The 13,829-nt window shown below is 63.9% G+C and carries 16 protein-coding genes; 10 read left to right on the top strand and 6 right to left on the bottom strand.

Annotation, left to right across the window (positions count from 1 at the left end):
- The first annotated feature begins 183 nt into the window (after window positions 1–183).
- The 8 genes from X757_RS147065 (at window position 184) to X757_RS147100 (ending at window position 7,974) form a co-directional block, all read left to right on the top strand.
- Complete coding sequence (locus X757_RS147065) at window positions 184–1,137, top strand: sulfonate ABC transporter substrate-binding protein (RefSeq protein WP_023726731.1); 954 nt, start codon at window positions 184–186, stop codon at window positions 1,135–1,137.
- Between the two features lie 69 nt (window positions 1,138–1,206).
- The gene (ssuD, locus tag X757_RS147070) at window positions 1,207–2,376 is read left to right on the top strand and encodes an FMNH2-dependent alkanesulfonate monooxygenase (RefSeq protein WP_023726730.1); all 1,170 of its coding nucleotides are present in this window, start codon (window positions 1,207–1,209) and stop codon (window positions 2,374–2,376) included.
- Window positions 2,373–3,149 (top strand): ABC transporter permease subunit, encoded by a 777-nt coding sequence (locus X757_RS147075; protein WP_023706945.1) that lies wholly within the window; start codon window positions 2,373–2,375, stop codon window positions 3,147–3,149. The genes ssuD and X757_RS147075 overlap by 4 nt, the downstream gene beginning before the upstream one ends.
- A 7-nt stretch (window positions 3,150–3,156) precedes the next feature.
- Window positions 3,157–3,960 carry an ATP-binding cassette domain-containing protein gene (locus X757_RS147080; RefSeq protein ID WP_023702437.1) on the top strand — a complete coding sequence of 268 codons (804 nt, stop codon included), beginning with the start codon at window positions 3,157–3,159 and terminating at the stop codon, window positions 3,958–3,960.
- 815 nt (window positions 3,961–4,775) lie between these two features.
- Complete coding sequence (locus X757_RS147085) at window positions 4,776–5,135, top strand: septal ring lytic transglycosylase RlpA family protein (protein ID WP_023672096.1); 360 nt, start codon at window positions 4,776–4,778, stop codon at window positions 5,133–5,135.
- 252 nt (window positions 5,136–5,387) lie between these two features.
- Window positions 5,388–6,665 carry a polyhydroxyalkanoate depolymerase gene (locus X757_RS147090; protein ID WP_023710326.1) on the top strand — a complete coding sequence of 426 codons (1,278 nt, stop codon included), beginning with the start codon at window positions 5,388–5,390 and terminating at the stop codon, window positions 6,663–6,665.
- Between the two features lie 192 nt (window positions 6,666–6,857).
- Window positions 6,858–7,475 (top strand): transglutaminase-like cysteine peptidase, encoded by a 618-nt coding sequence (locus X757_RS147095; protein WP_023672098.1) that lies wholly within the window; start codon window positions 6,858–6,860, stop codon window positions 7,473–7,475.
- A 292-nt stretch (window positions 7,476–7,767) separates the two neighbouring features.
- Window positions 7,768–7,974 carry a hypothetical protein gene (locus X757_RS147100; protein WP_023710325.1) on the top strand — a complete coding sequence of 69 codons (207 nt, stop codon included), beginning with the start codon at window positions 7,768–7,770 and terminating at the stop codon, window positions 7,972–7,974.
- Between the two features lie 90 nt (window positions 7,975–8,064).
- Here X757_RS147100 and X757_RS147105 read toward each other — a convergent pair whose 3' ends face one another.
- The 4 genes from X757_RS147105 to X757_RS147120 all read right to left on the bottom strand — a co-directional run bounded on the left by X757_RS147105 (window position 8,065) and on the right by X757_RS147120 (window position 10,832).
- Window positions 8,065–8,433, bottom strand: a complete 369-nt coding sequence (locus X757_RS147105) for a helix-turn-helix domain-containing protein (RefSeq protein ID WP_023687588.1) — start codon at window positions 8,431–8,433, stop codon at window positions 8,065–8,067.
- Complete coding sequence (locus tag X757_RS147110) at window positions 8,433–8,951, bottom strand: Smr/MutS family protein (protein WP_023672101.1); 519 nt, start codon at window positions 8,949–8,951, stop codon at window positions 8,433–8,435. Before X757_RS147110 ends, X757_RS147105 begins: the two co-directional genes overlap by 1 nt.
- Window positions 8,948–10,048 carry a murein transglycosylase A gene (locus X757_RS147115; protein ID WP_023726729.1) on the bottom strand — a complete coding sequence of 367 codons (1,101 nt, stop codon included), beginning with the start codon at window positions 10,046–10,048 and terminating at the stop codon, window positions 8,948–8,950. Before X757_RS147115 ends, X757_RS147110 begins: the two co-directional genes overlap by 4 nt.
- Before the next feature lie 79 nt (window positions 10,049–10,127).
- Window positions 10,128–10,832 (bottom strand): Tim44/TimA family putative adaptor protein, encoded by a 705-nt coding sequence (locus X757_RS147120; protein WP_023672103.1) that lies wholly within the window; start codon window positions 10,830–10,832, stop codon window positions 10,128–10,130.
- A 196-nt stretch (window positions 10,833–11,028) separates the two neighbouring features.
- Between X757_RS147120 and X757_RS147125 the strand changes: the two genes are divergently transcribed.
- Both X757_RS147125 and secB read left to right on the top strand, forming a co-directional pair.
- Window positions 11,029–11,529, top strand: a complete 501-nt coding sequence (locus X757_RS147125) for an FxsA family protein (protein WP_023687591.1) — start codon at window positions 11,029–11,031, stop codon at window positions 11,527–11,529.
- 139 nt (window positions 11,530–11,668) lie between these two features.
- The gene (gene secB / locus X757_RS147130) at window positions 11,669–12,169 is read left to right on the top strand and encodes a protein-export chaperone SecB (protein ID WP_023672105.1); all 501 of its coding nucleotides are present in this window, start codon (window positions 11,669–11,671) and stop codon (window positions 12,167–12,169) included.
- A 242-nt stretch (window positions 12,170–12,411) separates the two neighbouring features.
- Here secB and dnaQ read toward each other — a convergent pair whose 3' ends face one another.
- The gene (gene dnaQ, locus X757_RS147135) at window positions 12,412–13,116 is read right to left on the bottom strand and encodes a DNA polymerase III subunit epsilon (protein ID WP_023672106.1); all 705 of its coding nucleotides are present in this window, start codon (window positions 13,114–13,116) and stop codon (window positions 12,412–12,414) included.
- Window positions 13,117–13,241: 125 nt separating this feature from the next.
- Window positions 13,242–13,826 (bottom strand): dephospho-CoA kinase, encoded by a 585-nt coding sequence (gene coaE, locus X757_RS147140; protein WP_023702442.1) that lies wholly within the window; start codon window positions 13,824–13,826, stop codon window positions 13,242–13,244.
- Window positions 13,827–13,829 lie beyond the last annotated feature (3 nt).

Genomic DNA, 13,829 nt, shown 5'->3' with positions numbered 1-13,829 from the left:
GCGAAGCGACGCAGCGCAGACCCTAGGATGACGAGCGCTGGGTTCTGAAGAAAATATTTCCACGTCAAGCAGCCAACTCGCAAAATCGTTTCTCTACTAAATTTATAGACCTACCTAGCCTTGTCTCTCATCCACGGCAGGGAGCCCTTCCCGGCGCCGGTTCGCAGCGAAGGAAGAGGGATCATGTTCAGCCTGACCAGACGCGTTTTCGGCCTTGGCCTTTTGGCGGCGGGGATTGCTGCCTCGCTCAGTGCCTCGGCGCAGGAGTTGAAGCAGCTCAACATCGGCTATCAGAAGACCGGCCTGCCGGTCATCGCCCGGCAGCAGCAGGTGATCGAGAAGGCGCTGAGCGACAACGGTGTCGCGGTGAAATGGGTCGAATTCACCGCCGGCCCGCCGCTGGTCGAGGCGCTCAATGTCGGCGCCATCGATGTCGGCTGGACCGGCGACGCACCGCCAATCTTCGGCCAGTCGGCCGGCGCCAACATCGTCTATGCGGCGGCACTGCCGGCCAATGGCGACGGCGAAGCGATCTTCGTCAAGCCGGCATCGCCGATCCAGTCGCTCGCCGACCTCAAGGGAAAGCGCATCGGCGTCGGCAAAGGCACCAGCGCGCACAATCTGCTGGTCGCGGCACTCGAAAAAGCAAACATCCCCTTCGACCAGATCACCCCGGTCTATCTCAGCCCGGCCGATGCTGCGGCGGCTTTCGCCAGCGACCAGATCGATGCCTGGGCGGTCTGGGATCCGTTCTACGCCATCGCCGAGACACGCTACCAGCCGCGCGTGCTGGCGCGCTCCAGCGAGGTGCTGAAGGTGAACACCTATTTCCTCGCCAACAAGGATTTCGCCAAGGCGCATCCGGAGACGATCGCCACGACGATATCGGCGCTCGGCGTGGCGGCGAAATGGGCGGACGCGAACCGCGACAAGGTTGCCGCGGCGCTGCATGAGGTGACCGGCGTGCCGCTCGATGCACAGACGATCGCGGCCAACCGCACCAAATTCGGCATCTTCCCGATCACCGACGAGATCATCGCCGGCCAGCAGGCGACAGCCGATCGCTTCTACAAGCTCAAGCTGATCCCGAACGCGGTGCGCATCTCCGACGCCGTGTGGACCGCACCGGGCAATTGAACTTTCTTGTGTGGCGCCGGGCGGAAAACGCCCGGCGCCTTTGCCGTTTCAAGCCTCAGGGATTTCGCCATGACCGCTTCATCAAGCCCGCAAGCCGGCCCGCTCGATTTCTTCTGGTTCATCCCGACGCATGGCGACGGCTCCTATCTCGGCTCCGAACAGCAGCAGCGGCCGCCGGAGTTCGCATACTTCAAGGAGATCGCACAGGCCGTCGACCGGCTCGGCTTTCCCGGCGTGCTTTTGCCGACCGGGCAGAATTGCGAGGATTCGTGGATCACCGCCTCCGGCCTTGCAGCGCTGACGGAAAAGCTCAAATTCCTGGTGGCGCTACGGCCCGGCGTGACGTTGCCCACCTTCGCGGCGCGCCAGACGGCGGCGCTCGACCGGCTGAGCAATGGCCGCCTGCTGCTCAATGTCGTGGTCGGCGGCAACCCGACCGAGCTTGCCGGCGATGGCGTGTTCCTGCCGCATGACGAGCGCTATGCGCAGGCGCAAGAGTTCCTGACCATCTGGCGCGCGCTGGTGTCGGGCGAGAGCGTCAACTTCAACGGCAAATATTACCGCGTCGACAATGGCCGCCTTGATCTTCTGCCGCAACAGGAGCGGCCGCCGCTCTATTTCGGCGGCTCGTCCGATGCCGGCCAGGAGCTCGCCGCCGATCTCGTCGACATGTACCTGACCTGGGGCGAGCCGCCGGCGCAGGTGGCGGAAAAACTCAGCGCGGCGCGCAACAAGGCTGAACGGCGCGGCCGCAAACTGCGTTTCGGCATCAGGCTTCATTTCATCGTGCGCGAGACCGAGGAAGAGGCCTGGCGCGCCGCCGACCGGCTGATCAGCCACGTCACCGATGCCCAGATCGAAAATGCCCAGGCCCGCTTCACCAGGGAGATGGACTCTGTGGGACAGCGGCGCATGGCCGAACTGCATGGCGGCCGCCGCGACAGGCTGGTGGTTTCGCCCAATCTGTGGGCCGGCGTCGGCCTGGTGCGCGGCGGCGCCGGCACAGCTTTGGTCGGCTCGCCCGAGCAGATCGTCGAGCGCATCCGCGAGTATCAGGCGATCGGCATCGACACCATCATCGGCTCCGGCTACCCGCATCTCGAGGAAGCCTACCGCGTCGCCGAGCTTCTGTTCCCGCGTCTCGGCCTGGGCACCAGGCGGGCACGGGCGCATGAGAACATCGCCAATGAATTCGCCGTCGGCTTCCACGGCGCCAACCGCCTTCAGGCGTCGTCATGAGCCTGGCTCAACGGGTCAAACAGAACGGCATCGGCTGGCTGCTGCCGGCGCTGGTCATAATTGGCTGGGAAGCCGCCAGCCGCGCCGGCGTGATGCCCGCCAATGTGCTGCCGGCGCCGAGCGCGGTGGCCGAGGCCTTCTGGCGGCTGACGCTGTCGGGCGAGCTGATACAGAACATCGGCGTCAGCACGCTGCGCGCGCTGGCCGGCTTTGCCATCGGCGGCTCGATCGGCTTTGCACTCGGCCTTGCCAACGGGCTGTCGGCGCTCAGCCGCGGCCTGACCGACACGACGCTGCAGATGATCCGCAACATCCCGCATCTGGCGCTGATCCCGCTGGTCATCCTGTGGTTCGGCATCGACGAGGAAGCAAAACTGTTCCTGGTGGCGCTCGGCGTGTTCTTCCCGATCTACGTCAACACGCTGCTCGGCATCCAGAGCGTCGACCCGCATCTGGTCGAGATGGGCCGGGTCTACGGCATGGACCGCCGCGCGTTGTTTTTTCAGGTGATCCTGCCCGGCGCGCTGCCGGCGATCTTCGTCGGCCTGCGCTATGCGCTGGGCATCATGTGGCTGACGCTGATCGTTGCCGAAACCATCTCGGCCAGTTCCGGCCTCGGCTACATGGCCATGCAGGCACGCGAATTCCTGCTGATCGATGTGGTCGTGCTGTCGATCCTGATCTATGCGCTGCTCGGCAAGCTTGCCGACAGCTTCGCCCGCCTGCTCGAGCGGCTGTCGCTCGGCTGGCATCCCGCCTTCCAGAACGCCTGAGGGTTCGATGCCAACCGCCAGCCTGACCGCCATCCGTTCCTTCGTCGCCGCGCCGGAACCGTCACGGCCGGAGGAGGCCGTCGAAAGGCAGCGCGCCTTTGCCTTCAAGGGCGTGGAAAAGCGCTTTGGCGACAAGGTCGTGCTCGACGGCATCGATCTCGATGTGCCCGTCGGACAGTTTGTGGCCGTCATCGGCAAGAGCGGCTGCGGCAAGAGTACGCTGTTGCGGCTGCTGGCCGGGCTCGATCGGCCAACCGCTGGATCCCTTACATTCGGGCCGGAGGCGAAGGCCGGCGCCGGGGAAGAGAGCCGCTTCATGTTCCAGGAGCCGCGGCTGTTGCCCTGGGCCAGCGTGGTGAAAAACGTCGAGGTCGGGCTGACCGGGCTTGCCACCGGTGCGGAAGCCAGGCGGCGCGCGCTCGCCATCCTGGGTGAAGTCGGCCTCGCCGACCGCGCCGACGAATGGCCCTCGGTGCTGTCGGGCGGCCAGAAGCAGCGCGTGGCGCTGGCGCGTGCCCTGATCGGCCAGCCTCGGATCCTGGCGCTCGACGAGCCGCTCGGCGCGCTCGATGCGCTGACCCGCATCGAAATGCAGCAGCTTCTGGAACGCATCTGGCTGGAGCAAAAATTCACCGCCGTGCTGGTCACGCATGACGTCGCCGAGGCGGTTGCGCTCGCCGACCGGGTGGTGGTGATCGACGAGGGCCGCATCGCGCTCGATCTCGACGTGTCGGTGGCGCGGCCGCGCCGGCGCGGTTCGGTCGAGCTTGCCAGGCTGGAGGGAAGGATTCTGGATCAGCTGTTCGGGTAGTGCTGTCGCGGGCAGGGCATTCTATCCGAACCGGATAGATAGGTAACAGAATGGACCGGCAATAAGGGGTGGCTGTTTTCTTGCTCGCCGGGTTGTGCCTGTTTGCGACTGCGGGTTTGACCAGCGCCTTCCCCCACTCCGTCACCGCTTCGCGGCGCCACCTCTCCCTCCTCCGGAGGGAGAGGAAGGGAGCCAGGCGCATAAGTTCGCGCCCCTGCAAGGCTCGCGCCTTTCCTCTCCCCCGTCGATCGGGGGAGAGGTGTCGAGCGAAGCTCGACGGAGTGGGGGTCGATCTGTGGCGGTCGACTTTCGTCGCAACTCACCCCGGCGAACGGCTCGCCCATACCAGCCCGGCGAAACCGACCAGCATGGTCACGATGCCGATATAGAGCCATTGCGACTGGCCGGTCATGAAGCTGCCGCCGACCACGCCAATGCCCTACAGCGACCACAGCGCGCCGATGGCCAGTACGATCAGAGCCAGCAGATATCTGAACAGTCTCATCGCCAAGATTCCTTTCCGAAGTCGATCGTCAACTGCGCCATGACCGTGATGACAGAGCGAAAGGACGGCGCCCAATCGCGCTCTCTTGTACTTGTACTATAACGTCCTGCCTTGCTCACGGAATCTGTGAAACAGCTCGCAATATCGCCGGCGATACGGCCGCGCCACACGAAAGATGCCTGACAAACTGTTTCCCAGCGACTCCAAACGTGTGCCGGTGCCACGGAACTGCCCGATGCTTGCCGCATTTCCTGCCTTATTCCACACTTAACGGCTGGGGTCTGTCGAAAACGGAGCCAATCCCCCCAACATGAAGAAAACAAACCAGACCGCGCTTGTCGCGGTAACGATCGCGGCTGGCCTGATGGTCGGTGCATCCGCCTCCTCCGCCGCTGGCCAGTGCGGCCGCGCCTCCTGGTACGCACTGCATTCCAGGACCGCCAATGGCGAACGCATGAACCCGTCGGCGCTGACCGCCGCGCACCGCAGCCTGCCTTTCGGCACCAAGTTGAAAGTGACCAACCAGAATAATGGCCGCAGCGTCATCGTGCGCATCAACGACCGCGGCCCGTTCATCAAAGGGCGCGTGCTCGATCTGTCCAAGGGCGCCGCCGGCCAACTCGGCTTCATCGGCTCCGGCCATACCTCGGTGTGCATGGCGCGCGTCTAGATCTGTCCAAGTCCGGCCCGATCGGGCCGGACACATCCTGCCCCGTCGTCCAACAGCCTTGCATTTTGCAGTGCACATTGAGCCGGCTGCACCCGCCCAACGCGGTTTCTCAAGGCCTTGGACGAAAGATTGGCATATGTCACGCCACGTGACGTATTGCATCGCAGCAATATCTTGTTAACCTCCGCGCGAGACATTCAAGGCTCGGCGCTGTCCGTCGTCCCTTCGGTCACGGCAGCTGCGGAGTACCTGATGTTCTACCAGCTCTATGAAATGAACCATGCCGCCCTGCAGCCCGCGCGGCTTTATGCCGATGCAGTGCGGCTGTTCTACACCAACCCGCTCAATCCGTTTTCGCATACGCCGTGGGGCCGCTCGGTCGCCGCCACCGCCGAACTGTTCGAGCGCACAACGCGCCGCTACAGCAAGCCGCATTTCGGCCTGAGCAAGACCGTGGTCGACTGGAAGAGCGTCGAGGTCAGCGAAAAGACGGTGTGGTCGAAGCCGTTCTGCAATCTTACCCGCTTCGAGCGGTCGGTGCCCGCCGGGCGAAAGGCCGACCCCAAGCTTCTCATTGTGGCGCCGATGTCGGGCCATTATGCGACGCTGCTGCGCGGCACGGTCGAGGCGATGCTGCCCTATGCCGACGTGCACATCACCGACTGGGTCGATGCCCGCATGGTACCGGTGACCGACGGCCATTTCGACCTCGACGATTATATCGACTACATCATCGACATGCTGCATGCGCTGGGGCCGGACACCCATGTGATGGCGGTGTGCCAGCCTTCGGTGCCGGTGCTGGCAGCGGTGGCGCTGATGGAAAAGCGCGGCGATCCCTTCGTGCCCTCGACCATGACCTTGATGGGCGGGCCGATCGACACCCGCCGCAATCCGACCGCGGTCAATCTTCTGGCCAAGGAAAAGGGCATCGACTGGTTCCGCGACAACGTCATCATGCACGCGCCCTGGCCGGTGCCGGGCTTCGGCCGCGAAGTCTATCCGGGCTTCCTGCAGCTGTCGGGCTTCATGAGCATGAACCTCGACCGCCACATCACCGCCCACAAGGACTTCTTCATGCATCTGGTCAAGCATGACGGCGACAATGCCGAGAAGCACCGCGATTTCTACGACGAATATCTGGCGGTGATGGACCTGACGGCGGAATTCTATCTGCAGACCGTCGACACGGTGTTCGTGCGCCATGCGCTGCCCAAGGGCGAGATGACGCATCGCGGCGAGGTGGTCGACACCAAGGCGATCCGCAATGTCGCGCTGTTCACGGTCGAAGGCGAGAACGACGACATTTCCGGTCTCGGCCAGACCCAGGCCGCCCACGATCTCTGCCCCAACATCCCGGCTGACCGGCATGCGCATTACATGCAGCCGGCCGTCGGCCACTACGGCGTCTTCAACGGGTCGCGATTCCGCTCGGAAATCGTGCCGCGCATCGTCGATTTCATCACCAGCTACGGCCGCCAGAACCGGGTTGCGGTGAAACCAAGGCTGGTCCGCTCCGCCAAAAGCTGAGGCTCGATCCGGCTGCAGCGTGCATTGCCCACAAAAGCGGGGCGATTTTGCGCGCCACAGGCGTTCTGTTGCACAATAGACGCTGTTGGGCGGGCGCGGGTAACCATGCCGAAGAATCTGGCTCCCCTTATAATTGACACGGAGTGTAAATCCCCTTTAACCTTTCGTTAAGAACAAGGGCGAACGGGGACAATGACTTCCTCACCGATGGCACGGACGCTGCGCTTGTGGGCGGCAGCAGGGCTGGCGATCTCTGCGTGCTGGGCAGTGCCGGCACTTGCAGGCGGCGCCATGGCGACGGGCGGCATGACCTCGCAGCCGATCGGCCACTATGATTTCTGTAAAACCCAGCCCGGCGAATGCTCGATCCGGCCGAGCAACCTCAACCCCGCCGCGATGACCGACGCCTTCATGCGCAAGCTGATCAACGTGACGTCAAGGGTCAACGCCGCCGTCAAGCCGATGAGCGACTACGACATCTATGGCAAGGACGAGGTCTGGGCCTATCCCGACAAGGGCGTCGGCGATTGCGAAGACTATGTGCTGGAAAAGCGCCGCCAGCTCTCGCGCTCTGGCGTGTCGCTGGCCGATCTCTTGATCACCGTCGTGCGCAAGCCGGACGGCGAAGGCCATGCCGTGCTGACCGTGCGCACCGACAAGGGCGACTACGTCCTCGACAATCTGACCGACAAGGTGAAGATCTGGGACGCCACCGGCTATCGCTTCCTCAAGCGGCAGGCCATCGACAACACCGGCCGCTGGGTCTCGATCCGCGGCGGCCAGCAGGTACTGGTCGGCGCGGTTCAGTAAGGACACGACGCTTTCGAACGAGCGGGATATCGGCCCGCGCGCCATCTTCAGGATGAGTCAGCGCCGCCCCTCATCAACGCTGCGGAATAGGTGCCGGCGCAGCGGCTATCTCCCTTCCCCCGTCACTACGGGGAGAAGGTGCCGGCAGGCGGATGAGGGCAGCGCTGCCCTCGAAATCTTATCTCTCGAAACGCCTCCTCAAAAAATTTCGCTACCTGCGTGAACCAAACCGTCTCCAGCGGCGACACACAGCCGTAACCAGAACCCAACCACCCAAACATGGAGACTTCAAATGACTGCTTTCCTTCGTAATGCCTTCCTCGCCGTTGTTGCGGTGTCTTCCTTGGCCGGATCCGCCATGGCCGATCAGACCGGTTGCGCCAAGACCAACAACTGGGGCAATCGCTGTTGCGAGCTCAACTCGGACTGCCTGGGCGGTGGCCGCGGCGGCGATCATGACAGCACTGGCGGCCGTGGCGGCCAGGCCGGCGCGAAGTAATCGTGACATATGCCCGCTGGCTATCGGCCGGCGGGCATCGCTTTCAGGAACAGCGCAAGCAAACCTTGCGCCTTGGCATCGCTTACCGGATTACTCTCGCCGCTCCAGTGCGGCCCGGATCGACGCGGTGATGCGGGCAAGCTCGGCTTCGTCCAGCTTCTCGATGTTTTCGGCCAGGAGATTGGCCAACTCGGTGGCGGCAGGACTGAGGCCGGACGTATCGAGTCTCACCCGCGGATGTGAGGCCTCGGCCAGACGCGCCAGCTCTTCGGCATCGTCCCAGATGACGTTGAAATAGCCGATGATCTTCTGGATCAGCGTCCAGGTCGGCGCGCCGCGGCGGCCATGTTCCAGCGCCGACAAATAGGCGGCGCTGACTCCGATCGCCTGCGCCATGTCCTTCTGGCGCAAGCCGCGCTCGGCTCGAAGCGCCCGCAGTTTTTCGCCGAACGGCGTCATCAGCGGGTTCGCCTGAGTCGAACGTAGAGCGCGCCCGAACCGCCGTGGTTGCGGGCGGCGTGATCGTGGCTGGAGACCAGCGGCCGGAAGGCAGGCGTCGACAGCCAGGCAGGCACGGCGCGCCGCAAGACGCCGTCGCCGCCCGACGACGACCCTTTTCCCGTAATGACGAGGACATAGCGGATGCCGCCGGCATGGGCCCGGTGCAGGAACGAAAACAGCAGCGAATAGGCCTCGTCCTGGGTCATGCCATGCAGATCGACGCGGCCTTCGATCGGCAGCCGGCCCTTCTTCAGCTTGTCCAATGTCGGCTCGTCCAGCGCGTGCGATACATGCTGCGCCTTCGGCTTGGCGGCGAGGACCGGACCGACAGCGACCGGCGTCTGTGCCGGCTTGGGGTCGACGACGATGTCGGGAATCTCGACCGCGGTCCGGCCCTTCAGCGGTCGGGCGGTGCGCGCCACCAGGTTCCACAGCACCCGGTCGTCTTCGTTGAGTTTATCGGGGCGCTTGCTCATCGATTCGATTCCGAAACGAGAGCGCGTGGAACCAAGGCATAGAAATCGGCCGCATTGCGAACGACGCCGGCGATCTCGCCGGCCGCATCGCCGGAGCCGGCGAACAGATCGCCCCGCGCCGGTCCGGTGATGGCCGAGCCGGTGTCCTGCGCAATCATCAGCCGCCGGAACGGTTTTCCGTCGAAGGCGGTCAGCGACGGAGCGTCGATGTAGAAGGGGGTACCGAATGTGTGCCGCAGCCGGTCGACCGCGAGCGAACGGCCCGGCGTCAACGGCACCTTGGCGGCGGCGATAGGACCGAGTGCGGCATCGTCGACATCGGCTTCGCGAAAGAAGATATAGGAGCGGTTCTGCCAGAGGATCTCGTCGACGCGATCCGGATGCGCCCTGAACCAGGCGCGGATAGACTGCATCGTCACTTTTTCCAGTGGGATTTCGCCGAGTTCGGCGAGAATCTTCCCCGGACCGCTGAAACGTTGGCCGGATTTGGCGGCGTAGGTGACGCGGCAAAGCCGGCCGTCGGTCATCTTCAGCCTGGCCGCACCTTGCACATGGATGAAGAAGACGTCGACCTTGTCGGCAAGCCAGGCGATTTCCAGGCCTTGGCCGGCCAGCGCGCCTCTCTCGATCTCACTGCGGTCGAAATACTCCACCAGGCCCTGCGGCGTATCGCGGGCGAAGGCGAGATAGTCGTCCATCCCTCGAGGACGGTTGGCATCATCGATGTCGACGAGATCGGAAGGCCGCTCCAGCAGCGGCACCGTGAATTCATCCGTGCGCACTGGTGAGGCCTCGACCTCCGGCTCGTAGAAGCCGGTGACCAGGCCGGGGTTTTCGGATCGAATCTGGACTGGGGCGAAATGGCGCTCGAAAAAACCCTTGGCCGCCGACCGATTCGCCGGCGAAACGGTGCGCGCCTCGTCATAAGCGCCGGCAAACGCGTCGAACCGGACGCCCAACGAACCGGTGCGGTAGGGCTTGTTCAGGACATGAAAGGCCGAACGGCGGAAGGCTTCGAAAGCGGGCAGATGGTCATCGAAATTCCAACCGGGAAGATCATCGAAGGACTTTTCCACGAAAAGCGGCGAGAGCGACACCTCAGCCTCGCCACTGCCGATGTTTGCCTGCATGTCGCTATCCCAAAAAAGCTGCCCGCACCGGGCGACATGCATAGGCTCAGTCTTCTTCCTCGGTGGCGACCAGCTTCCAGTTCGGATCGCGCGAGCGTGTGTCGCGGGCGAAGGTCCAGACATCCTTGACCTCGGCCACCGTCTCGGGATCGCCGTCGATGACGGCACCCGCCTTGTCGCGGGTCGCCGAAATCAGTTCGCTCACGATGCGCAGCGTGATGTGGGCCTCGCCGCCCTTCATCTCGGCCGAGACGATGTCGGCCTTGTCGATGCCGACGAAGGAGGACTGGATCTTTTCGGCTTTCGCCTCGCGGTCGCCAATCGCGGCAACGAAGCCGTCAAAAACCTCGCGCGACAACAGGTTCTTCAGCGTTTTTCGGTCGCCATCGGCATAGGCCATGACGATCATCTCATAAGCCATCTTGGCGCCGTCGACGAAGACTTTGGGGTCGAAGGAGGGATCATTGTCCTTGATCGCGCGCAGGCCCTTGTTGAGGTCGGTGTCGGGCTTGGCGAAGGCATCGATGGCCGCATAGGTCTCGGCAGCCGTCTCGCCCGGCATGCGCTTGCGTGGCAGCGAAACCACATTTTCGGGCTTCTGGGTCGCGTCCTTCTCGGTGCGGCTGGCCGTGTACGGATCGAAGGGCGGGCGCTCGCTGCCCGTGCGGCGGCCAAGCACGTTGCGCAGCTGGAAAAAGATCACCACCGCCGCAATCAGAAAGAAAATGGTGCCGAAGTCGAAGAATCCCATATCTTTCGCCAATCAATCCCTGACCTGGCCGGGACCGCCAGCCAATCGGGCGGCGGTCGCATGGCGTTAAACATGCAAAGCATATAGAACGCATGGCGCAATCATTCAAATCAAAGGCAGGCATACCTATCTAACGGCCTCAGTGCCAGCGGCGATTATGCGCCGCCCGGCAAACATGGAAACGATCGGTCAAGACTTGCGCATTTCCTTCCTTCCTCTGTTCCTGCTTGCGCTGCCGCTGCTGGAAATCGCCGGTTTCGTCATTGTCGGCCGCGAGGTCGGGGCGCTGGCGACGGTCGGTCTGGTGCTGGCTTCAAGCATTGCCGGCGTGCTTCTGCTCCGGCACCAGGGTTTTGGCGTCATGGCGCGGGTCCGCGCCGAGATGGCCGGCGGCGGCGACCCCAGCCGCCAGCTCGCGCATGGCGCCATGATCGTGGTCGCCGCGATCCTGTTGATCATCCCCGGCTTCATCACCGATATTGTCGGCCTGCTGCTGTTCCTGCCGCCGGTGCGCGACCTTGCCTGGCGCAGGCTCAAGGGCCGCATCGTCGTCGCGACCGATTTCACCGCCGGCGGTTTTCGCGGCAGGTCGCGTGACAAGGTCATCGACCTCGACGACCGCGACTATTCGCGCGAGGACGATTTCAAGCGCGGTCCCGACCATAACTCGCCGTGGCGCCGCCTGAAGGACGACTGAACGTCACCTTGCCAACGACTGACTATTGACCCCTTTCGGCCTGAAGGCGGCAAACCTTGTCTTGTCTTGCCGACCATGCTAGCCAACGCCCGATTTCAATTCGGTCAGCGCTGCTGTCCAGGCAAAAGGAACAAGGCTCATGGCCAGCAAAGATGACGCGCCGGTCGGCGCCGCCAACGGCAACGGCGAAACGGCGCAGCCCTCGCTCAACGTGCTTGCCCAGTATGTGAAGGACCTGTCCTTCGAAAGCCCCGGCGCGCCGAACTCGCTGCGCGGCCGCGACAAGGCCCCAGGCATTGCGATCAACGTCAATGTCAATGCCAACCCGCTCTCCGACAAGCAGTTCGACGTCAATCTGACCTTGAACGCCAAGGCGTCCTTCGACCAGGAAGTGCTGTTCAATGTCGAACTGGTCTATGGCGGCGTCTTCGCCATCGCCGGCTTCCCGCAGGAGCACATGCTGCCGATCCTGTTCATCGAATGCCCGCGGCTTTTGTTCCCGTTCGCCCGCCAGATCATCGCCGAAGCCACCCGCAATGGCGGCTTCCCGCCGTTGATGCTCGACCCGATCGATTTTGCCCAGATGTTCCAGCAGAAGCTGGCCGAGGACCAGGCGGCATCGAAGGTCAAGGTGAGCTGAAGGCAAGCGTCACGCGCATGAGTTGAAAGCCCGGCTTCGTGCCGGGCTTTTTGTATACTGAGATGCTGGCGGGACAGCACCCCCTCTGCCTTGCCAGGCATCTCCCCCTCATCGCGACCTTCGCCAACTTTAGACGTTGCAGGAATGGGCTGGAGCGGCGAAGCTGCTGATCTCCCCCCTTGAGGGGGAGATGGCCGGCAGGCCAGAGAGGGGTGTGACGGAACGCTACCTCCGCGATCCGTTCACCCCGCCGCCACCTTCAGCCACAGCGCCTTTTCACCCAGCGTCGCCACCAGCCCCGCATGCGCCGCTCGCTCGCCCTCAGTCAGGCGCGGCGGCAGGGCGATTGGCCTGGCGGCGATCGAGATGTCGATGTCGGCAACGTCGCCATTGCTGTTGAGCTGCACCACGACCGCGTCGAGGACAAGTGCGGCCTGCTTGCCGCCGATGAGTTCGATGTAGACCTCGGCCAGGAGCTCGGAATCGAGCAGCGCGCCGTGCTTGGTGCGGTGGCCGTTGTCGATGCCGTAGCGGCGGCAGAGCGCGTCGAGCGAATTGGGGCCCATCGGATGCTTGCGCCGCGCCAGCGCCAGCGTGTCGACGACGCGCCCGGTGTCTATGGCCGGCTGGCCGAGCCGCCCGAATTCCGTGTTGAGGAAGCCGATGTCGAAATTGGCGTTGTGGGCGACGAGCTTGGCGCCGTCGGTGAAGGCGAGCCATTCCTCGGCGATTTCGGCAAAGGTCGGCTTGCCGACGAGGTCGGCGGCGCTGATGCCGTGCACGGCTTGCGCCTCGACATGGACGGCGCGCCCCTGCGGATTGATGAATTTGTGGAAGGTGCGGCCGGTCGGGAAGCGGTTGACCAGCTCGACGCCGCCAAGCTCGATGATGCGGTCGTCGCGCATGTCGAGTCCGGTGGTTTCGGTATCGAAAATGATCTCACGCATAGAATCAACCTACTCCTGGAGGAGTAGAATCATGGAGCGGAACAAAATGGCAATGGGTAATGCCGACAGCCTGCCGTCAGGGGCCTGATGGGCGCGACTTATCCCCCAGGAGTTAGCAGGCGAGCTCAGCGTCCTGAGAGCTCGGCAATGATCGCGCCGACCGCGGTGCGGGCGGCGTCCATGCCTTCACCGGTGTCGATGACGAAATCGGCCTGCCGGCGTTTTTCGGCATCGGGCACCTGCTTGGCCAGGATGGCCGCCAGCTTTTCCTCGCTCAAGTCAGGACGCGCCAGCACGCGGGCGCGCTGGATATCGGCCGGCGCGGTGACGACGATGACCTTGTCGACACGGTTGCGGCCGCCGGTTTCGAACAGCAGCGGAATGTCGAGCACGACGAGCGGCGCGCCGGCGGCGCGGTGCCTTGCCAGAAAGGCATCGGCATCGGCCCGCACCAGCGGATGGACGATCGCCTCCAATGTCTTCAGCGCAGCAGCGTTGCCGAGCACGCGGCGCGCCAACTCGGTGCGGTCGACCGAACCGGCAATCACGGTGCCCGGAAAGGCCGCCTCGACGAGAGGTGCTGCCTTGCCGGCATAGAGGCGATGTACGGTCTCGTCGGAATCATGCACCGGCACGCCGGCGTCGACGAACATTTTCGCCGTCGTCGACTTGCCCATGCCGATCGACCCGGTGAGGCCAAGCACGATCATCAT

Source organism: Mesorhizobium sp. LSHC412B00, assembly GCF_000503035.1.
Lineage (GTDB): Bacteria > Pseudomonadota > Alphaproteobacteria > Rhizobiales > Rhizobiaceae > Mesorhizobium.
Note: the sequence above shows the minus strand (reverse complement) of the source record. Positions and strands in the feature narration are given on the sequence as shown.